Genomic DNA, 21,795 nt, shown 5'->3' on the forward strand with positions numbered 1-21,795 from the left:
GCAACCGCCCGGAAGGGCTGTTCTGAGGGTGGGCGCCGGTTCAACTAGCCTCTGTACCGGCCCTGCGCGCGGTTTTGGCACTCTCCGGAATCTCGCGGCATAGTTCAGCAAGGTCGCATTTCCCGCACTGCTCGCTCCACACAGGCAGTCGGGGAAGGTCATTATTTCGCAATGAGGCGCCAGCGTCCTTGATCCTTCCGCGTACGGCCGTTAGCAAAGGATCCTCCACCTTCTCACGAATTGTCTTGCCGTCCTCATCGAGGTTGAGAACCTCGATGAGGTCTGCGCGTTCACCAGTGAGTTCCTGATAACCGACCGCATATACGTGGAGTTGGTCTCGAGTCACATCCTCGTCTTGTGCACGCGCGGTGGACTTGAAGTCGACGATGGCCAGCTCGTCGGTGTCCAGCCGGCGCACCAGGTCGATGCGGCCATCGACTGTGACCCCAGGCGCTACGTGAACCTGGATCTGCTTCTCACTGTGCACAGTGCGTTCGAGGTCGGCTGCGTGGTCGTCCAGGTAGCGGCCAACTGCCTTGATAGCGGCAGAGCGCAAGGCGCTCTTCAATTCGGGGTATGCGTACGGCGCATGCAAGTGGCGGTCAACAAGTTCCTCGGCCGCTGCGGCTGGCAGCACCTCACCGTCCAGAGCGCGTTTGTGTGCCTCCGCGAGTGCGTCGTGCAGGCCCTTCCCGTAGCCGAGCGCCTCGTGCAATGGCGGGTTGAAGCCGTAGAGGAAGCGGAGCTTGAACTGGTAGGGGCACTCAAAGAGGTACTTGAGCTCGGAGAAGGAAAGAGTGACGTTCGGGACTTCTCGTTTCGCATGGGGTGCGAGCGACGAAGCGGGCGCTCCGGGGTCCCGGGTCAGGAACCAAGCCTGACGGGCACAGTGGTCGAAAAACGCTGATCGCCGGCCGTACAGACGATTGCCCGGTACGGGTGAGTAAGACGCGAAGAGGTATTTCTGGGCGCGCGTCACAGCCACATAGAACAGTCGAGTTTCGTCTTCAATCGTCCCCCGGTATCGATCGGGACTAGCGATGGCACTGTCAGGGATGACGTGGAAAAGCCCAAGGCCCCCTTGCCGTTTCGCAGGGAACCGGTTGTTACGAAGGCACGGGACGAAGACGGCCGGCCACTGCATGCCCTTGGCCTGGTGGACCGTAGAAATCACTACTGCGTCAGGTGCGGCGTAGCCGACGTCAGCATCAGCGTCAGCGTAGTAGTCGGGCGCCTGAAACGCGAGCCAATCTGTGAATGCTCTGTACTTCTGGGGAGGGTCAGTGTTGAAGTAAATCGCCTCGAAGTCCGAGATCGCCTGACTGAATTTCCCGAGCTGATAGAAGACGAGTTCGGCACGGGCAGGGTCCCCGGGAATCGTATCTTCACGGAGCGTCAGTGCCTCAAGGAACTCGAGGTAGAGGCGCTGGATATTGTAAACTCCCCATCTCTCGCCGCGGTCAAAGTCTCGCCCCTTGTCCAGCACTTCCATAGCTGCTGCCCAGTTGCCGCCGTCCGGCACGAGAGAGGCGTCGTCAAACAGTGTGTGCAGCATTAATCCGTCGATCTCTGCGACGATGTAGCGGAAGATGCCGACGATCGCCTGAATCTCTGGGCTGTCGAAGAGGCGGTTCAACCCCTTGATCACGTAGGGAATGTCCCGGCGTCTCATCTCGTCGACGAGTGGTCCCGCATCGCGCGCGACCGACCGAAAGAGCACGGCAAAGTCGGACCATGACAGCCCCCGGCGTATGCCGGTGGGGTCATCTGTGAATGCGACGCCGCGCATAGCCTGAATGCGGTCACAGATCCATGCCGCTTCCGCGTCAGGGTCGACGAAGTCCAAGGCAAGCAGGTCGCCACGCTCAAACGTCTGGTGTCCAGACGCCGCCATCGCTTTAGGTAGCCGAGCCCCGGGTGGAATCAGCTCGGCAATCGAGCGACCGACCTCGACGATGCCCTTGCTGGATCGGAAGTTGTCATCCAACGTGACCTGACGGACGCCGGGGTAACGATCCTCGAAGGTCACGATGTTGTTGACCTCGCTGCCTCGCCATTGGTAAATGGTCTGGTCGTCGTCGCCGACCACGCAGAGGTTAGCGCTGAATTGGACAAGCCCGCGGATGAGACGCTCTTGTAGCGGGTTGACGTCCTGATACTCGTCAACGACGACGTAGCGGATGTCGTCACGAATGTGCCGCTGTACGAGCGCAGCCTCGGCGTCCTCGGCGGGGTCGCCTTCAAGGAGCTGTACCGCCAGGTTGATCATCTCTGTGAAGTCGAAGTACCGGTGCTCGTATAGCAGACCCATGTAGTCCCAGTGCGCCTTGAGCACGCCGTCCGGCACCAGCTCCTCGTCCACGGTGTCTTCGCGAAGGATGCTGGTCACCTGCATGTAGAGCTTGGAATGCAGGAAGCGCCTCAGCCTGGGCGTGCCCGCAGAAGATGTCGGGCACTCGGTCAGCCCAGACCGTCGGCTGTTCCGGTCAATGAAGAGGCGGCCGGTGATGTCGGTGAGTGCGGAGAACTTGAACGTCTCCGGCACGAGCCGCTGCAACAGGTCCAAGGTGTAGCCGTGCATCGTCCCGATGTACATCTCGGCAATTCCCTGGGTGCTGACACCCTCGGTCTCGAGAACACTGTAGATGCGCTCCTTAAGCTCGGCAGCGGCCTTCTCAGTGAAAGTGAACGCGACGACGTTACGCGGGTGGACGCCCGGCTGCTTGAGGATCGCGGCGACACGCTGCGAGATCACCTGAGTCTTCCCCGACCCGGCGCACGCGATAATCTGCAGGGGGTCGTTGAGGCAGGCAATCGCTTCAATTTGGGCGCGAGTATAAGTAGTCATGCTGTCACCGCCAGAACGTCTCCCCGTCGGCCGCGACGCTCGACGGCGACCCACGCATCCTCACTGAGGGAAAGATCGACGTAGCGCACGCCCAAAGCGTCTGTGAGGCTGCAAGGCAACGCGCCCGTTGCTTCGGCGACCGATAGGTACGCATCCCAAGTCACCACCGCTCCTTCGCCCTCAACGAGCCCGGCAAAATACGTCTCGGCCTGCGACCTTCCGTTTATGTCGTTGGGATGCAGCAGCACCAGCAAGGATGCTGGCTCGTCGGCGGCACCCCCGTCCAGCAACTGAACTGACTGCGCCAAGGCGTGACAGCGAGTCAATTGTCGAGTCAGATTGCTCTCGAGGCTGGCTGCCAAGTCGCGCCAGATTCTCAAGCCATCACTTAAACGCTGATAGGTGAGACCGCCCATCGCGTCGGTTCGACGTGTTGAGAACCGATCGGCCAGTTTCGTTTCGACTGCAACCACTTGGAGCCCGCCATCCTGCCGCCGGAAGCGGAGAAGCATGTCGACGAACGTACGGTCGCCGAGCCAGTACGGCGTCTGAAAGCCCGTGAACTCGAAGTCTGCAGACTCAAGCCTGACCAAGTCCGACCTGCCTAGGAGCTGTCCGAACAGCAGAGCCGCGCGTTCGGGCTGCTGCACGGCGTCCGAGATCATGTTGAACGTCAGGGTCTGGCTCGACGTCAAATACTTGGTGCAGCGGATCGGGTCGACGCCCCACCCAGAGGTTCGGCGCTCCTCATACGACATGAGGGCGGACGCGCTGATGAAGTTCAACCCGCGATCCGCGTCTGCGTCAGCTAACACCGAACCACACTGTGCTCCTGATCCTGCGAGGAATCCGAACTGCTCCAACTCGAGAACCAGCAGGCGGTACCAGGCTTGGTGTGAGCGCACGCGTCTCATGAACTTGGTGTCTGAGCGCGGCATGGGCCCCAACCTCGATGCGATCCTCACGGGCTCGGAATCCAGCGCATTACCCAAGGTCGAAGACCTTCATGACTTCGTCGCCGTAGTCGTTGACGACCTTGACAGCGATCTTGTTGCCGTCCGCCGGTGCAGGGAATGGCCGTGAGACCGTTTGGTACATCGACTCCCAGGCGTCCTCGTCGATGTCGGCCTTCAGGGCGGTCTTGAGCCGCTTGTAGGGGTCGTTCCCGCCGGTGAAGTAGCAGTGTCGGACGAAGAACGACTCGCCGTTGTAGTCGGTATCGATCATCCACAGCGCGATCTTGCTGGTGTCGTTGCTGCGGATCTCGCCGGTCGTGGGATCGTAGATGTCGACGCCCTTCAAGTCGACCATGTAGCCGTCTTCGGTCTCTTTGATGTCGATGTCAGGTTCGCCGAAAACTGTGAAGAGGTTGCCAGCCCCGGTCTTCTTGAGCTCCTCGCCCATAAGCAAGTCAGCGTTCATCCGAACCATCAACACCGGCAGTTTGCCGAGCTGACGAGCCCCCTCCACCTGGGCAAATCCCTCATCGGTAGCCTCGACCGTCACTCCATCCGTCTCGGTGACGTTTGTGACGTTGGGGTCGAATGCGAACCCGAGGATACAGAGCAGATCAACATCGTCGGCCTGGATCGCTTCCTTGGCCGCGCTCTTCACGTATGTCGCACTCACGGTGCCGTATTGCGGGCCCACGGCGATGCCGACGCGCGGCGGCTTTGCGTGATCGCCGCTCGGGATCTGCTCGCCGATGGCCTGAATGTAGGAGCCGGCATAGGTCTCGAACGCCGCGAACTTGATCCGTTCCGCCTTCGTGCCATTCTGGATTCCAGCCTTGGCGAGGTTCTCCAGTATCGACTGCTCGAAGTTCGGAGAGTCGGCATCCTTGGCAGCCTCGGTCTCGGAGGTGGGCTCCCCCCAGTCCTTGAAAGAGAGCGCACGGTGCGGACTTAGCGACTCGACCGTGAACGGCCCCGCCACCCGAACCTTCTTCGTGTCCTCGAATGGCCTGTCATAAAGGAGTTCGAAGTCCGCGTGGCGCTTGATCGCCGCATCGATCGCCCCAGCCGACATGCCCTCCACGATGTCGGGGTTGTTTGCGATGGAGCCGAGCGTAATCCGCTGGACACGTTCATAGACGAAACCAGCGCGAACGTCGCCGGAGTAAGACTGCCGCGGAATCGGATGCGCTGAAAGTTCCTGTTCCTTCGCGGCGCCCGCAGCCGAGTCTGCCAGTAAATACCATGGGTAACGGGCCCCCATCACCCGCTGTCGCGCCAGCGCCAGCGCGACTCGGGATGTGTCGACGGTGATCCAGCGACGACCCCATTGCTCCGCCATCGCCGCCGTGGTCCCAGAACCGCAGGTCGGGTCGAGAACAACGTCGCCCGGATCCGTTGTCAGATGGATGCAGCGTTCGATCACTTTGTAACCGGTCTGAACTACGTAGAGCTTGTCGTCCGTGAAGCTCCCTGTCGCGGTATCGGTCCACTGATTAGTGAAGGATTGCCATCCAAAATCCTCGGCATAGCGCACGTACTGAATGGAGTTCTTCGCAACATGGATGCGTCCCGCAGCAGCCAAACGGGACATGCCATCGGGGTAGTTGGCCTTCCAGTGAGCGTTCCGACTCGGGTGATAAACCTTCCCTTCGAACTCAAAAGGCTGGGGCTTGCTAGCGGCTCCCTGCGAGGTGATGTCGCCTGGCTTGTAGATCCTTGCATCCGTCGGAATTGGTTCGAGTCCGCTCCTCTCCTTGGCGGTCATTCCCCTGTATGAACCATCTGAGAACCTAAGCCAGGTGTAGCCCTGGCGATCGGGAGCGTGGAACCAGAGCCTTCTCGTCTTGACCACATCTCGATTGTTCGCATACCAGAGCAGGTAGTCGCCGGCGTTGCCGAGCCCAGTGGCCTGCGCGAAGCCGCTGGTCGAGGCAAACGAGATCTGAGACATGAAGTTGCTAGATCCGAACACCTCGTCCATCAGACTCCGAACCAAGTGCACGTTGTCCTCACCGATCTGGACAAAGCATGAGCCGGACTCAGTGAGCAGATCGCGCGAAGCAAGCAGGCGGTCGCGCAGATACGACAGGTAGGAGTGGATGCCCAACTCCCAGGTATCGCGGAAGGCCTTGATCTGCTCGACCTCTCTTGCGGCACTGTTCATCTTGCCGTCTTTGACGTCACGATTTCGCGCAGAGACCTGCCAGTTCGAGCCGAACTTGATGCCGTAGGGCGGGTCGATATAGACCATCTGGACCTTGCCGCGGAGCTTCTCCCGCTCAGCGAGGGAGGCCATCACCTGGAGGCTATCGCCCAGAATCATCCGGTTCGACCAGTTGGCGTCGTGCTGGTAGAACTCGATCTGCTGGAGGTCGTCGAGCCCATCGAAGGCGTCAAAGAGTGTGAGTTCGGGCTCATCCTCCGGACGCGACGCGGTGCGGCGAAGGTTTTCGATCAGGACCCGCGGGTCGATCTTCTCCTGGATGTAGATCGGCGGTGCGTCGGCGACAAGGTCGTCGTCGTAACAGTCGAGGTCGTCGGCCGGCGGGTACTTGCCACGCCAGACAAGCTGAGGGTCAAGTGACTCGTCGCGGGCGTAGCGGACCTGACGGGCCTCCTCCAGGACGGGGCTGTCGAGGAAGTCGATCGCGTCTGCGGTCGGTATGTTCGTCCGCTTCTCGTCATGGGTGATCGAGTCGACCGGGGTCGGTACATTGTGGGTGTTACGCGCCACGGGCGCTCCTATCGCTGCCAGTCTCGGTGAAGTCAAGAAGATCGGGGTCGCCGATGATCGGAGAATCCTCGTATAAGGCTCGGATCGCGTCAACGATGCGGACCTTGAAGCTGTTGGGGTCGGTCATTTCGATGTAGCCCCAGCGCCCAAATCCGCCGTGGTTGTTGACCGCGGCACACCACGAGTCACGGGCCGTCGTCGCCTTCTGCTGCGTCGGTCCGGGGCTCTTCTGGCTGCCAGAGACCTCGATGATCAGGGTCCGTTCGATATCGGATTCGTCGTGCTTGCTCAGGCGTACGAGGAAGTCTGGAATGTAGGAGTGGCTGCGGCCCTTGTGGACGTATGGGATGGTGAAGCCTAGGTGGTCGTTCTTCGCGTAGGCGTGCACATTCTTGTTCAGCTCGAGCTCGCTAGCCAGTAGCTGCTCCCAGGTGTTGCCGTCTTTGCCGTCGAGGGTGACGTGTGAGACCTCAGACTTCTCAGTGGTGACCACCCGCTTGCGAGTGATGAATTCGACGCCGCCCGTTGAACCGCCCGGGTCGAAGCGGTTGATCATCGGGCGCAGCCGCTCGCGGCGGTTGCCCACATGGCGAGTGATCGCATTCCAGACCTGCTCGGCAGCAAGCACTCGCGCCTCTGTGATGGTCATGAGGTATCCGAGGCTGTAGCCACCTTTGAGTACGACGCGCTGTTCGATCCAGTCCTGGCATATTTTGACCAGCTTCGGGAAGAGCCATGGTCGCTTGTCGCCGGCAGTTGTGAACTGCTCATCGAGTATCCGCTTCGCAAGTGCGAACGCAACCTGCTGAGGCCGATATTTGGTCGGGTCGCCCTCCTCGAGCTCTCGTTTGCCGACAACGCCACCCATTTCAACCCAGGTGGGGACCGTGTTCGGGCCGATCTCGAAGACCGGCGCGTTTTCGAGGTTGAGCCAGATGTCATGGTCGGGGAGCTCGACCCGGTAACCGTCGAGCTTCGGGAAGGTGATGCGCATATGCTCTCGACCTTCCATTGCGCGGACCTCGATCGAGGGCTTGGGCGGAGTCGGGTCGACGACGGGCTTGTCGCTGGAGATGAATTGGAACGGGATGCCGTAGACGTTCGCGTACTCCGGCTCGAAATACCCCTCGTCGTTGGTGGCGTAGTTTCGTCTTCGGAGACCGCGGCCAACAACCTGCTCGCACAGCAGCTGGCTGCCAAATGCCCGGACTCCGAGGATGTGGGTGACTGTGTTGGCGTCCCAGCCCTCTGTGAGCATCGACACGCTGACGACGCAGCGAACGTCGGCACCAAGCTTGCCCTTCTTCCCGACGGTGTTCATGACCTCTCGAAGGAGGTCTTCGTCCGTGAGTTTCTCGACGTCCGCACCTGGGTTGCGCTGGCGGTACTCGGCCTTGAACTTGGCGATCTCGAGCCCGGCGGCCTTCTTGAAGTCGTCCTTGAGCGCCTCGCCGGATTCAAGCTGTGCGGAATCGATCAAAATGGTTGACGGGCGGGCGACAGGCCGGCCATCGATGACGTTGCTGAACAGCTGAAGGTTGCCGGCCTTATGGGCGATGACCGTGACCTCGTCGTCCTCGACAATCGCTTCTCCAGCGATCCAGTCGTAGACGAGCTTGCTGACCACGGTGTTGGGGCAGACGACGATGAACACCGGTGGGGTCTCGCCGTGCGGCTTAAGGACCTTCTCCCAGTGCCCGTACGCTTTCTCGTAACTGCGGTAAAGGCTACGCAGGGCGCCCTCGAGCTCCTTGGGCGGGAGCCAATTATTTACAGTGTCCTTCGCCGAGCGCTTCGGCAGCTGCTGACCTACGTAGTCCCACAACCGCAGGTACGTGACGAGTTCCTCATCGGCGTCGTCGTCGACCGGGGTGCGGGGCACCTTAACGATGCCAGCCTCGATAGCGTCCATTAGCGAGAAATCGCTCACGGTCCAGGGAAAGATGTAGCCCTCGTTGTAGCCGCTTCCGGAGAGATAGAAAGGGGTCGCCGATAGATCCCAGATCTGCTTGATGCCGACATGTTTGGTGATCGCCTGGAGTCCGGAAAACCAGACTCCCGCCTGGTCGTTCTCCTCTTTCTGCTCTTTGTCCAGCCTTTCCCCGGCTTGAATCGGCCGTGACAGATAGCAGTGGTGTGCCTCGTCGTTGAGCACCATGATCTGCTGTTTGTCGGCACCGAGGTCCCGCAGTACCCGGCTGACCATCGCCTGCTGGGTCTCCTTGAACGGGTCTTCCTTGCGATCGCCCTTGAGCAGCAGACGAGTGTTTTTCGCGACGCCCTTGATCTCCTTCGCGTCCTTGAGCAGGAAAGAGTGGTAGTTCGTGATGGCGATGCGGGCGCTGTCTAGGCCGCCCTTGAGGTCGGTCGGCAGTAGATCGCGAAGGTCGTAGTAGTTCTCGGAGTCCTCGGGTAGGAGGACCCTCAGACGGTCGCGGATGGTGATCCCGGGCGCGATGATGAGGAAGCGATTGGTGAAGCGCGTATCTCGAGGGGCGTACTGCTTGTTGAGTGTCTGCCAGGCGATGAGCATAGCCATGACTACGGTCTTACCCGAGCCAGTGGCCATCTTGAGGGCGGCCCGCGGCAAGCCCTTGTTGTGCGCTTCGTTCTCTGGCTCGAGCCGCTTGCGCCAGTCGGCATAGCCGTGGGTCCTTCCAGCGACTTCGGTGAGGAAGATGGCCGTCTCGGCAGCCTCCCTCTGAGCGAAGATCACGCGGTTCTCGCGACTCGAGTCCGCCCAGTGCTGGAGCAGTTTGCGGGAGATCGGGGTGACGCCGGCGTATTGGCCGTCTCGGCGCCACTTCTCAACGTCGCGGCGGATGTCGTTGATGAGGTTGTTCTTCTCGCGGCGCTCACGGGTGAGATCGAAGTCAAATCCCTCCTGGACGGATCCATCTTTTGCCCGCTTGCCCTTGTTTGTTGCGGCAATTGGGATGAAAGACTCGCTGGGGCGCCTTCCATCCCGGACCTCCCCGGTTGGACCCTGGGGTCCGACGACGTAGTGCCGATCGGGCTGCTCGTACGGCGAGTTGAGAATCGGATTGTTGATTGCCGCCGTCACTGCGATGCTGCTTTGGTGTGCCCCATGTCGTACAGACTAATTCCCCACTAGATGTTGCGTGTAATTCTCTGGTACGAGTCTCGATTACTTGGGCACCGAACTTTGCGGGTTTTCGTGTGCACCAAGGGGTGAAATTCAGCGCCGGGCCCTTCGCTGTTCTCGGAGACCTACCGGTTCATGCCCTTCTGCAGGAGTTTCGTCTGGCCGTTTGTTCCGCGCGTTTTGCGTGCCTTCGGACTGCGCCCTGGAGACTTTGCCACGGCCGCGCCGGGCGGGGTGCCCTGGTCTTGGTCGGCGCTAAGGCGTGCTTGTACGGCCTCGCGGTCGGCAACGCCTTCCAGACTGGAGGCCAGCTCGTGTCGACGCTCGGCGGAGTCGTACTTGATGCCGGCCTCTTCCCGCAACGCCTCGGGACGCTGGTTCTCTTCGGTCACGTCCTGTTCGCGGTCCTGGTCTTCCCGGTCGGCCTCAGCCAGCAGCTGCGCAGCTTGGGCGTTCTCTTCACGGCCGGCGCGACGCTCCTGCTCTGCCTGCTCGCGGTCCCGGTCGGCTTTCGTCAGGGCAGCAGCCACTGACGCATCGTCGGCACCCAGGTTGCCCAGGTCCAGGCCGTAGCGGCGTTGGACCTGGTCACGGATCTCCTCGGCCGCGTTGAGCGCCGCCGGGTCGTGGTCCTTCCACGCCGTGGCCGCCTCGTGCGCCCTCTCGACGTCGCGGCCGCTGGCCGTGTCCCACCACCGGTTGTCCATCACCGGGACGAGTTGTGCGCGGGCCGCCGCCCTCTCTGCGTCGAACCGGGCCTGCAGCTCCCGGGCCTGCTGTTCCTCGGCCGCCTGTGCGCGGCGTAGGGCCTGTTCGCGTGCCCTGGCCACCTGCTCACCGAGCCTGCCGGCGACAGTCAGCCCGACGCGTGACATGCCCTCGATAGCCTCTTCGATGCCGTCAGATTCACTCATGGTTCCCCCTCCTGGTGTTATCTCTCAATGTCCGGGCGAGTGGTCTCGCCTCGGGTGGTTGCGTGGGTCCGTGCCTGCCCGTACTTCGGCGGCAGCACCGAGCCGACGGAGCGTCCCGGAGTCTGGCCGGCCGTGCTCGTGCGCAGGGCTTCGGCCGCTTCGCTGTCTACAGCCGGGACTGACGCGGGAGCGCTCGGCAGCGCGGCGGCCACCTGGCTCAGCTGGTACTTCACCAGGTCACTGATCTGGCGTGCCCTGCGCAGGTCGTTTGACGCTTTGTGCATGTCGTGGACGGCCTTGGCAACGTTCAGCAGCTGGCGAAGCATGATCGCTTGGGCTGCCGTTCCGGTGCCTCCCATGGTGGCCGCCATGAGGACAAGGGACGCGCCCCGGGCAGACGGCCCGACGCTGCGGACCGGCCGGGCCGGGTAGCGGCGCAGCTGCGCCGTCTTGGACAACTCGTCGGCTGCGGCTGCCAACGGCCCTGGCGTCGTTTCCGTGGCAGTTGACCAGGCTGCGAACGCGCCTGATGCCTCCCTGGCGACGTGCGCCCAGGTCGCGTGGTCGTCCATCGGGACGGCGCGCAAGGTTTCGCGCAGCCGAGCAACCTCATTGCTGTATTGCTCCCACATCTGCGGATCTGGTTCGTGCGCCTCACGGCCGATGTTGACGGGCCGCCGGCCACGTGCGGCTGCTCCCCACTCGGCTACGGCTGCCCCTGCCAGCTCGGGACTGTCGGCCCACGCTCCGCGTAGTCGAGGCAGGGTCAAGTCCTTGGCCAGGTGCCCGCCGCCGAACCACACGGGCCGGCTTCCCTTGAGCGGGCGTTCGGCAACAGAGTAGCCCACCACGACGTCATCACGGCCGGCGGCGTAACGCGGTTTGATCATGGCACCTGTGCGACGGAAGCGACGTACAAACTCGGCTTCGTCCTGGGCGGCAGCGGCGCACGCGCGGACCTTGCGGGCGAGTGAACGTCGTTCCGGTTCGTCCATGCCTCGGCGCTCGGCCGCTTCGCGCTCACCAGGGCGCAGTCCACGCATTGCGTAGACGGGGGACAGCTCTTCCAAGCCGTGCTTCTTCTCAAGCGCCCGGGCCGCGTCCTGGGCACGCTTGTAGTCCAGGTGGCTGCTCCATTTGGTGCCGTCCTCGCGCACCATGGAAGCCGCAATGTGGATGTGGTCATTGCCGGCTGTACTGTGTCCGTGACGGATCGCTACCCATGACACGGGGGCCTTTCCGCTGGCTTCAGTGAACCCCATTTCGTCCATAAACTCATTGGCGATCTCGGCCCACTTCTCGTCGGTAAGGTCGCCTTCCTCCGCGCGCAAGCTTAGGGAGCAATGCCATACGTGTCCGCCCTTGACGTCCACCCCGAGAACGTTCTTCGATTGGTCGAGCTGGTGCGCAATCGACAGGGCGGCGTCGCGGTTCAGCTGGTCGTCGTTGTGCCACGCCATGATCGGCGCTGAGCCGGTCACCAGGTGCGGGTCGGTGTGCTCGTTGGACCGTCCAGGCCCGGCCAGGTACACCAGCAGACCGGCCATACGATCGCCCTTGGTGATGTTCGGAATCATCAGCCGGACAACCCATCAATGGTCTCGTTGACCCGCTCGGCAATGGCACGAACACGGTTCAGCGAAACCCGCGCTTCCTCCGGGAACAAGTCGGTTGCATTCGCATGCCTCGCAAGCTGGTTCACGTTGTTGGACAGCGCGGCAAGGTAACGGCGAACCGCCATCAGCTCCGAAGCCAGAGCGCGCCGCTCCGCAAGCGACTCAGAGCTCTCCGAGTACAGCGCACCGCTGACAAGGATCTCCGAAGCACTGCGACCGGTCCGCTCTTCCAACATGAACAGACGCGCGCGCTCCTGTTCCGACATGGAGACGCGCACGTACTGGGTCGGCCCGTCGATGTTGGCACGACGGCGGCGGCCGAAACGACGGCTGGAACCCTGTTCCTCCGCCATGCCGTACCGCCTTTCCCATGCCCAGCGCAGCGCCCCGGAACCTCCGGGATCACACGTCAAGTGTGACGCATCCTCGGCACGAAGTCGAGGATCAAGTCCACTTATGGCACATAAGTGTATAGCTTGCTCCGTCTGATGAGAAAGTGTGAAAAATTAAACGTCGTGACGGTAAATGTACCGTTACGACGTTGATGGGGATCTTCGGAAGCCCTTGGGCTTAAAAGGCTCCTCCTTTAGACTGAGTGCCATGGCTACCCACATTGATGCAGAGAAGATTGAAAACGAGCTGCAGCAGCGGCTTAGCAACCGGATGGAATCCGTGCGTGAGCTGGTCAAGTCGAGGCAAAAAGTGGCCGACGCAAGAGACGCCCTGAGCGCAGCCGAAGACGAAGACGCACGCCGTTACCAGGCGGCACTCACGGCGGGCTGGACGGCCGACGAGCTGCGCTCGGCCGGCCTCAGCGAGCCGGAGAAGAAGGTGCGCGTACGCAAGCGCGCAGCGCGTCGAAGCACTCCGACCCCGGAGGCATCGGAGTAGCGCGAAGGCACGGCGCACCACGGGTAGCCTCTCGCCCACATGTGCACAGCAAAAGCTATTCCTCCGGGCTTTTCCTGCACACATGATGGACGACAGGAACCAACTGACCGCCTGCACACAACCGCCAGGTCACCACGCATGGGAACATCACCCAAACCAACCGGCGGATGTGCGCAGCCTCCTTATAAGGTGCAGCGAGAATGGGATCGGGAGCCGCTTGCTCCGGCCCAGTATTTGCTCTCTTTGATGGACACCGAGAAACCCTTTCCTTAGGACACTGGCGAGCCATCTATCGACGGGCCAACAGGCCGTAGTATCGTCAGACGGATTGTTAAAAGATCGGTGCGGCCACGCCAGCATCAGGGGGAACGAGGAACATCGTGACAGACGTAATCTTCAATGGAGCTGGGCTGTCGTCTGATCTCGCACCATATCTGAAGCACCTCGAATCAAGTGACGCTTCGATGGCGAAAATATTCAAGGCGAATCTAGCTCTCCTTGAAGCTGCTGCTTCGGAGGAGAACCGGAAGACCATAAGGCCAATATTCAATGGCTTGATAAAAGACGCCTTGAATAGACCTGAAACTCCGGCTCCCGAGGAGGTCGAGGAGATGGCGTCGGGAACCCCCGGAGTCCTCCCATCTACGGTTCCAGCCTCCACTACAAGGTTCTTCCTCTCGCAGTTGTCCGTGGAAGGCTTTCGTGGGATCAGGAATGAGGGAGCTCCGCTAGTTCTTAAATTTGCGCCTGACTCAGTGAACTCAGTTTTCGCTCAGAACGGAACGGGCAAGAGTTCCGTGTACGAGGCCCTGCAGTATGCCATCCAGGGCAGCGTTCCAAGGCTCGCGAACATGCAGGCAAACGAGAACTCAGACGGCTACCTGGCGAACTTATTCCACTCTGCCGGTGAGGCTACCATCAAGCTCACTCTGTCCTCCGACGATGGCACACCAAACGTTGAAGTGGAGGTCAAACGAACTGCCCTCGGCCAGCGGAAGGTGACTAGTCCCACGAATCATCCTGACCCCGAGGGGCTACTGAAGTCACTGAGTCAGGACTTTACTCTTCTCGACTACTCGACTTTCACCCGATTCATTGAAGATACCGCCTTGAACCGGGGTCGCTCGTTCTCATCGCTTCTTGGACTTTCGGACTATGCAAACTTCAGACGAATGCTAAAGACGGTGGAGAACACGCAGACGTTCCGCAACGACTTCGCCGTCCCTGAGTTGGAGGCACGCAAACGCCAGCATCAGCAAGGCGTACAAAGTTCGCTTGATAGGTTCAGCCGGTCCTACACCGAAGTCACGGGAAGAGAGATAACCGACGTTTCGAAAGCGCAGGAATGGGGCGCCGATATCGTCAACTCACTTCGAGGGGTTCCACTTCTGCGTCAAACGCTGGCTTGCAAGGAGCTAGCCGAAGTCGATTTCACGCTGTTGCGAGAAGAAGTCTTGAAAGCAGAAGGAGGCCCTGAGCGTAAGCACTTGGAAACGCTGATCGACCAGCGCGCCCTCTTGGCCGACGTCGAATCACAAGGCTCAGTAGAGCAGGACTGCCAAGCCCTATTTACCGCGTTGGAGGCGCACGAGGCCCTCATCAGCACCACTCAGGGCGAGCACATGCACCGGCTGAACGCCGCCGCTGATTACTTCCTGCGGACTGAAGCTACGTGGGATACACACGTCTGCCCTCTATGTAATAGCTCCCTCGAAGATCCAATAGATCAGACCGTGGAAGCATCTCTCGCTAGCTTCAGAACAGTGGCTGAAGGAACCGAGGCCCTTCGGGAGAAGGTCCTCGGAAGCATCTTCCTGAAGCGATTAGCGCTGCTTGAGGGATTGCCCCTCCTTGGCGTTGAGGGGGATCAGAAACAAGCAGCACCCTTCCGTGCTGCTGCCATAGCTGGAACTCTAACCCAAGAAATTCTGAAAGAAGCTCAGGATCGATTGTCCGTTTTGGAGACTCGGCTCGTTTCCAAAACGAGTGAAGTAAACAGATCCATAGCCGATCTGGAACAGAAGATCCCTCCCTCGTTGGTTTCACTGACTGCTCAGATTTCCGCTGCCCATTCTGCACAGCGGGCATTGGATGACTATTTTGCAGCGACCAAGGAACTTGATCTCGCTACAGCGACCCTTTCGCGGTATGAACGCTGGAAAGCATTCATCGGTCAGGCGCATTCGATCTTTTCCTCAGCAGAGTCCGAACTCTCAAACAGGACCCTGCTACGTCTGCGAGCCGAGTATCAGCAGATGTTCGCGGAGGTCATGTCAGCAGGTGACATCGTTCCTGAACTGACACGCCCAGGAACAGACGAACACATGACCGTCGAACTGGCTAGATTCCACGGAAAACAGAATGTTTCTGCTCGCGCATTGCTTTCGGAGAGCTATAGGAACGCACTGGCAATCTCAGTCTTCTTGTCGGCAGCGGCTAGCCACACTAAGACTCCCCGCTTCATTGTGCTAGATGATGCGACCTCTAGCTTCGACTCGGGCCACCAGTACCATCTCATGGAGCAGATTCGGACAAGGTTCCAGTATCCGGCGCGCCCCGACGGCCTTCAGTTCATCATGTTTAGCCACGATGTTGCGCTCGAAAAATATTTTGATCGACTCGATGCAGAGCCAGGATGGAACCATCAAAAACTTCAGGGATGGCCGCCCTTGACCCCCGTAACTACCCACGGGCAAAACCCTGACCGGCTGAGGTCCGAAGCAGAGCGCTTCCTGCTCGCCGGCCAGCTCCAGGAGGGATCAGGTCTTATTCGCCAGTACCTGGAATTCGTTCTTCAGCAGATCATCAAGAAGGTGCAGGTGCCCGTACCATTGGACCTTGCCGTAAATGACCATCAGAAGATGGTGAGTAGTTGTATTGACGCCATTGTCTACGCGGTGAAAATTCACGAAGCCGCTAACCAAATCATCCTCACACCCGAGCAGATCGCCGATCTCCGAACCCACCACGCGCCTTCAATCGTTGCCAACTGGGTGAGCCACTACGGCACTTCTGGAGCGTCATCTTTCTCTCCAGCGGCCCTACTCGGTGTTCTAAACGCCATCGACGCCATGCGTAGATGTTTTCAGTACGACACCAACGGCAATGGCGACTGGCGTTTCTACAGATCGCTGACCAAACGCTGACGCCTATACGTCGCCACACCATAATTTCGTGCGAAGTCGCGTGCACCAACCTGCCACGGACGCGGGCACCGTTCTGGCGTCTCCGTAGTTCGGGATCGATGGAGTGCGCCACTAGGTTATGGGCGGCCGGATCGCGCGTCATCAAGTCGCTTCCACGTAGGTCCTTTGGGAGGTGACCCATTGCCGGGCGTCTAATTCGTCCATGCGCCGGTACAAAGTTGCACGGGACATGCCGAGGTCACGGGCAACGTGGGTAGCTGGCTGGCCGGCGTCGATCAGACGGCGGGCGTTTTCGATCTGGCTGTCGGTGAATCGTTCCCGGCGCCCACCCAGATCCCTGCCCGCAGCCCGGCGCTTGGACACCGAATCGGTGATCCGTTCCCGCTTGATCTCCAGTTCCATCTGCGCCAGGGCTGCCATTACGGTGAAGACCATCCCGCCCACCGGGGTGCTGGTGTCCACGTCCCCGCCTCCGAGGTTTAGCACGCGAAGACCGATCCTCCGCTCTCGCAGCACCGCGGCCAGCTCCAGCATGTTGGCGGTGGAACGCCCCAGCCGGTCCAGCGTGGTGATTACCAGGGTGTCACCCTCGTGCAGGGCATCAAGTGCGGTATTGAATGCAGGCCTCAACGCTCTGGCTCCGCTGACCCCATGGTCGATATACAGGTCATCCCGGCGTACTCCGGCCGCGAGCAGGTCGAAGATCTGCCGGTCGGCGTCCTGGGACCGGGTCGATACTCGGGCGTATCCGATCAGCTTGCCCATTCCGGCCTCCAAAGTGTCCTGCAACGGTGGTTGGGTATCACAACGACATCCCTCACTTACGGGACATAGTAACAAGACACTCCATTCCTTGAAGTGTCAAAGGCTTTGGAGTGTCTCGATCGCCAGTCTTGCAACCCTAGAGTTACGAGACGCGGATGCGCGCGTGTGATGCTGCTGGCCTATCACGAGCCTGGTATTTAATGGTCGTCGTCGTCATGCCCAGTCGTGTAGGAGCCAGCTGCGGAATCTGGCTCCCACGATGTGCGGCCATAGTTGGGAGAGCCAAACGCGGTTGTGTCGGCCGCTCGCTGCTTTGGCGTGCGTAGGATCGGCTTAGGGGTACTTCGCACCGGTGGTTTCTTTGTTTGTGAAGGTACGGATTCGGATCCTTGGTGTGGTGAAACGGTTGTGTGGCTTTCTCTCATAATTTGAATCAAGTTCGCACCCTCATCCTCTTGTAGCCCTTCGACGCGGGCCACCAAGGTATTAAAGGCCTGCCTTGACTTGGATCCCGTCTCCACGCTGGCCTCAACCGTGTAGATGCGCAGGGCGCGACTCAACGCGGCTGCCATTGCATGCGAATTTACTCCTAATGCGTGGTCTCGCAGCACTAGTTGGGAGCCTTGGGTGATAGCCGCTCCGGCGCTTATAGCGGCAACGATCCACCCAGGAGATCCCGCTGCAACGACTACTGGTACAGCAGATGAAAGGGCGAGTGCTGAGATGGCAAAAGCTCGGAAGCGTAGAAGCCGGGTATGCCCGCTCTTGCTGTACGCATCCCGCATCTGGGCGATGGTGCTGAAGTACTCCTGCTCATATAAGGGCGCAGTCCGCGGCGGCTTGTTCGGTCGCCTGCCGAAACTGCGTTCTATCCCTGGAGCATCATCATCATCATCATCATCATCATCGAGGAGCATCAGATGAGTAAGCGCCACTATCGCCAACGACAATACGGTGTGTATGCGCACTAATTCCCGAAGTTTGCCACCAGAGACCGCCATAGCTAGATGATGGCATCCCTCCAATACCGAGTCGATACCAAACGCTGGGTCTTTTGGCCGGCGGCGCGAGTATGAGTGTCCTCGGGGTTCTTGTCAGGGCATACTTTCAAAGATGAAGGCTCCTTGCTTTGGGCAGTTCTGCAGCTGCTCGCAGCAGGAGAACGGACGTCATCAATAGCAGCGATAAGCGAGTTCTTCGAGAATTAGACCCGTCAGCTGTTCCTCTAGCACTCAAATCAAGACGAATGTGTGGTTGATGGGGCGCTCGGGTTAGGGCGGTATATTGACGCTAAGTATGGCATCTGAAATGGGCTTCTGTGCAGTTGGTGGCGTACCGAAACAGTGGGCGGATCGACGCGACGCAGATGGCCCATGAACCGTCGCGCGCCAAGGTGGAGCACGTGCATCCGGGGCGGGCATGGATCGCTGACGTCATGGTCATCCATTGGGGAGCGGCTGCCACCGCCGGTTCGGGAGTTTTGCAGTGGATCCGCAAGGCGTACACGAGGGCCCGGCCGACTGGGGCGGATGCTGTGTTGACCACCCCTCCTACGCGACCCGAAATCGGGACTTGGTGTCTCGAAACGTCTATGTCTCGAAACACATGGGTTGTGAGAGACCGGGGTGTTGCAGTTGGGGCACCTCCACCGGGCACTTAATGGAGCAGGGTATACGGTCATGGAAGCTCCAGCCTCCGCACCGACAGTCTTTAGGGTGCTGGGGCGCCCGAAGATCGACCGGCTTACGGGCAAGGTCAGGGGCCGGAATCCGTCACCCCCAACGCATATGCCAAAAGAGGACCCATCCCCGACGCCGTAAGGAAACCGTGACCAGCCCTAATATTGTGGCGCTCTCTCCCAGGGCATACTCTTTGAGCCTGATCGGGAATTGGGGTGCGGTCGAATGGCCGGAAAAATCAGACTCTCATCATTAGCCGTTACGCTACTGGCCGTTCTGTGTGCGTGCGCAGGTCCTGCCACGCCGATGGCCGAAGCTTCCCCGGAAACGCCGCCCCATACTGCCTCCGGCATGCCAATGATGCTTTACACGCACTGCGGGATTGAGGAATTGCGGGTAGACGACACGTTCTTCACTGCCGAAACACCTTTGAACGACGGCCAGGGCAATCCCCCTCCAGGATGGGGGAACCCTTATCAGGCCGGCACCGTGACGGTGGCCGGCTCAGAGGCTGTATTTCGGGATGACAATGGCCACATCGTCACCTTCCGTGCTCGGCCCGGTGCCACGGGCTTTCTTAAGATCTGTTCCTGATAGTCGAGATATGCCACCGGTTGAGGATCCCCGAACGCTCGCGTGGTGCAGTGTCTGACTACCATTCACTATGGGCAAGAGAAACTTCCTCATTGAAGGAGGTTCCGGAACCGGGAAGACCTCTGTGTGCGAGGAGTTGGCAAGGCGCGGTTACCACGCCGTTCACGGCGATCGCGAACTCGCGTACCAGGGTGATCCGGAGACCGGGGCACCGATGGAGTACGTCACTGGTCTTGCCGTTCACGATCACCACCTTTGGCGGGTCGACAAAGTGAAGGCGCTCGTCGCAGATCAGCGCGAGGCGGTGACGTTCTTCTGTGGGGGATCACGAAACTTCACCGAGTTTATCGCCCTCTTCAATGGCGTCTTCGTGCTCGAGGTCGACACCGAAACCTTGACTCGCCGGCTCGGCGACCGGCAGGACGACGAGTGGGGAGGACAGGGCCGGCAAGCGGAACGGGACCTCATACTCCGGTTGCATCGCACGAAGGCGGACATTCCGCGCGGTGGCATCGCCATCGACGCCACCGCTCCGCTCGCGCACGTTGTCGACGAGATCCTGACCTTGAGTGGAGCAGTAGGAGACTCCGCCCGTTAGCCGATCCTCTACCGGTGCAGAGGCCTACACTTTCAGCCATGGGGGACACAGAGTCAGAGGTCGGGGCAACTCCGGTGATCGGGCGGGTCGCCGTCGGCGTCTGCGCCGCGGCTAATCTGACCATCCTGGGTGTGATCATCACAGATGTGCTATCCAGCAGCGCCTCCGCGGTCCTATCCGCGATGGCTCCGCCGTCAGGGCGCCTCGGGCTGCTGGCTTTCGGGCTCGGGGCTTCAGTCATCCTCGGTCTCATCTTCGCGGTGAACTCCCTGACCGGTCCCGCCCCCGACTACGGGAAGATTCTGAGTCTCTTCAGGCGTAACGACCTCAAGGGATTGAGTGAAGCCGCACCAGCCATGCCGCTCTTGGGTTTTTCGTTCCTAATTTATTGGCTTGGCTTCATGGGCGTCTCCTGGTTCGCGTGGAGACGCCACGAGCCGGCGTCTGCCATGGCCGAGGTGAGCGGCGCCCTCATACTCGTCGGCGCTGCCGCGTTGGCTCTCTGGATGATCCTGGTGGCTCTGGGCAAGAGGTCACAACACTCGGCAGGAGGTGGCGGGCAGGAGCACGAGGCAGTACTTTTGGCGAACACGCCTAGCCGACCGGGGAGCCGAAGGCCGATGGAGCCTTATCGAATTAATGTCGGCATCGAGTACCGGACAATCCGAGCCACGATACCGCTCGTAGAACTCAGCGCGACCTCAGAGGAGCTCCATTTTAGGTTTCGGTTCGGTCTTGGACTCATTTTCGGCCCATGGCACTTCCGCAGGGAGCGGGTATTCGAGGTGTTCACAACACGCGGACTATTTTCCACACGAATCCACATCCGCGGGGAAAGCTATGAGATCTATGTCTATGCGTCCCCTCCGGAACCGCTGCTCCTAACTCTCGAGGAACTCGGCTATCCCGTGGACTGGATCATGCGATGATGACAGCGCCGGAATGTGCAGGTGGGTTTGGGTGCCCGGTAAAGGATCCCTCATCGGACGCGCTTGGGATACGAAGCAACATTGTGAAGCGGACTTCGGTTATCTTGCAGATGACTCCGGGAAGCGACACGCGGGCGGTTGACCGTGGTTGCCGGTGAGGTCAGGGATGATCGGGTTTGCCGGAAGAGCGAAAGCTGATGTAACCATGACGTCATGGTTGAGATCACTGCTGTGTATCTGGCACAAGTCCTGGAGACCGCAGCATCGTCGTTCGCCCCGGGGGAACTTGCCTACTTGGCGTTGACCTCGAAGGTAGAACTGCCGCTGCGCGATCGCCTTGCCTGGAGCCTGTCTACGCGGCTGCCCGACTTGGTGGTCGCTCGCGAATGGAAGCGCACCGATCTGGCACTCCTCGACCAGACGGCAAAAGCGATTGCACTGGTTGAAGCCAAAGCCCTGTACTCGTTCGACGTAGCCACCCCGCACCGCGCCAACGTCCGTGTGTACGGCGACAAGGTCAAAGCCGATATAGCGAAGGCCGTCGCACTCCTCGGTGAACACCAGGCCCCGGTCTTCGCACTCGTCCTGGTCACACACCCGATGGATTCACCCCCGGACCTCGACGGCGTGATCAAGTACGGCACCTCTATCAAAGCTGCTCTCAACCGAGCCACCCAGGAGGAGATTCGAGCCGGTGCCAAGGCAACTCTCTCATCGGCACTGGAACCGCTGGGGCCGGCCATCCACGGCTCACTGATGGCAGGGACGGCCTTCGGAGTGCGCGTGATCGTCGATTACTGGATTGTCGGGCCAGCAGAGACGCAGGGTGGTTGATTGTTTTCCGGCGCGGGACGCGCACGTATCGGGATCGGCTAACGGGCACCAACCCCTGTCGCGGGCGTGTCGTACGCTGATCCAATGCGCACACTCGAGCCAGGGAACATCACCGGCGTTGTCAGGGACTTCCTCCATGTGTCCGGCGGGGAACAGCCGAGCAAGACCAGTCGCTCGCGCAGCTG

At 60.4% G+C, this 21,795-nt stretch carries 14 protein-coding genes; 6 read left to right on the forward strand and 8 right to left on the reverse strand.

The features are described 5' to 3' along the window. Positions 1 to 40: 40 nt before the first annotated feature. The 7 genes from AB0O52_RS20555 to mobC form a co-directional block, all read right to left on the reverse strand. The gene (locus tag AB0O52_RS20555) at positions 41 to 2,848 is read right to left on the reverse strand and encodes an ATP-dependent DNA helicase (RefSeq protein ID WP_364541649.1); all 2,808 of its coding nucleotides are present in this window, start codon (positions 2,846 to 2,848) and stop codon (positions 41 to 43) included. After that, positions 2,845 to 3,786 carry a hypothetical protein gene (locus tag AB0O52_RS20560; protein WP_364541652.1) on the reverse strand — a complete coding sequence of 314 codons (942 nt, stop codon included), beginning with the start codon at positions 3,784 to 3,786 and terminating at the stop codon, positions 2,845 to 2,847. The genes AB0O52_RS20555 and AB0O52_RS20560 overlap by 4 nt, the downstream gene beginning before the upstream one ends. A gap of 46 nt (positions 3,787 to 3,832) precedes the next feature. Beyond that, positions 3,833 to 6,538, reverse strand: a complete 2,706-nt coding sequence (locus AB0O52_RS20565; RefSeq protein ID WP_364541655.1) for a site-specific DNA-methyltransferase — start codon at positions 6,536 to 6,538, stop codon at positions 3,833 to 3,835. Continuing rightward, on the reverse strand, positions 6,528 to 9,602 hold the full coding sequence (locus AB0O52_RS20570) for a BPTD_3080 family restriction endonuclease (RefSeq protein ID WP_364541657.1): 3,075 nt from the start codon (positions 9,600 to 9,602) through the stop codon (positions 6,528 to 6,530). Before AB0O52_RS20570 ends, AB0O52_RS20565 begins: the two co-directional genes overlap by 11 nt. Positions 9,603 to 9,769: 167 nt before the next feature. After that, entirely contained in the window at positions 9,770 to 10,558 is a 789-nt protein-coding gene (locus AB0O52_RS20575; protein ID WP_364541659.1) for a hypothetical protein, read from the reverse strand. A gap of 17 nt (positions 10,559 to 10,575) precedes the next feature. Then, the gene (locus tag AB0O52_RS20580) at positions 10,576 to 12,135 is read right to left on the reverse strand and encodes a relaxase/mobilization nuclease domain-containing protein (RefSeq protein ID WP_364541661.1); all 1,560 of its coding nucleotides are present in this window, start codon (positions 12,133 to 12,135) and stop codon (positions 10,576 to 10,578) included. Continuing rightward, a complete protein-coding gene (gene mobC, locus AB0O52_RS20585) occupies positions 12,135 to 12,527 on the reverse strand; it encodes a plasmid mobilization relaxosome protein MobC (protein ID WP_364541664.1) in 393 nt (130 codons plus the stop codon). The genes AB0O52_RS20580 and mobC overlap by 1 nt, the downstream gene beginning before the upstream one ends. Positions 12,528 to 12,774: 247 nt before the next feature. Between mobC and AB0O52_RS20590 the strand changes: the two genes are divergently transcribed. Beyond that, entirely contained in the window at positions 12,775 to 13,065 is a 291-nt protein-coding gene (locus tag AB0O52_RS20590; protein WP_364541667.1) for a hypothetical protein, read from the forward strand. 380 nt (positions 13,066 to 13,445) lie between these two features. After that, positions 13,446 to 16,211 (forward strand): AAA family ATPase, encoded by a 2,766-nt coding sequence (locus AB0O52_RS20595; RefSeq protein WP_364541670.1) that lies wholly within the window; start codon positions 13,446 to 13,448, stop codon positions 16,209 to 16,211. Positions 16,212 to 16,352: 141 nt separating this feature from the next. Here the strand turns inward: AB0O52_RS20595 and AB0O52_RS20600 are convergent, their stop codons facing one another. Then, positions 16,353 to 16,976, reverse strand: a complete 624-nt coding sequence (locus AB0O52_RS20600) for a recombinase family protein (RefSeq protein WP_364541673.1) — start codon at positions 16,974 to 16,976, stop codon at positions 16,353 to 16,355. A gap of 1,904 nt (positions 16,977 to 18,880) precedes the next feature. On the opposite strand from AB0O52_RS20600, the gene AB0O52_RS20605 reads away from it, so the two are divergent. The 4 genes from AB0O52_RS20605 (at position 18,881) to AB0O52_RS20620 (ending at position 21,610) form a co-directional block, all read left to right on the forward strand. Next, a complete protein-coding gene (locus AB0O52_RS20605) occupies positions 18,881 to 19,249 on the forward strand; it encodes a hypothetical protein (protein WP_364541676.1) in 369 nt (122 codons plus the stop codon). Positions 19,250 to 19,319: 70 nt separating this feature from the next. Beyond that, the gene (locus AB0O52_RS20610; protein ID WP_364541679.1) at positions 19,320 to 19,847 is read left to right on the forward strand and encodes an AAA family ATPase; all 528 of its coding nucleotides are present in this window, start codon (positions 19,320 to 19,322) and stop codon (positions 19,845 to 19,847) included. A gap of 38 nt (positions 19,848 to 19,885) precedes the next feature. Then, on the forward strand, positions 19,886 to 20,776 hold the full coding sequence (locus AB0O52_RS20615) for a hypothetical protein (RefSeq protein WP_364541682.1): 891 nt from the start codon (positions 19,886 to 19,888) through the stop codon (positions 20,774 to 20,776). 213 nt (positions 20,777 to 20,989) lie between these two features. Next, positions 20,990 to 21,610, forward strand: coding sequence for a hypothetical protein (locus AB0O52_RS20620; RefSeq protein WP_364541685.1), 621 nt, complete (start codon positions 20,990 to 20,992; stop codon positions 21,608 to 21,610). Positions 21,611 to 21,795: the final 185 nt, after the last annotated feature.

The sequence above is a fragment of the Arthrobacter sp. NPDC080073 genome, assembly GCF_040686575.1.
Classification (GTDB): Bacteria; Actinomycetota; Actinomycetes; order Actinomycetales; family Micrococcaceae; genus Arthrobacter.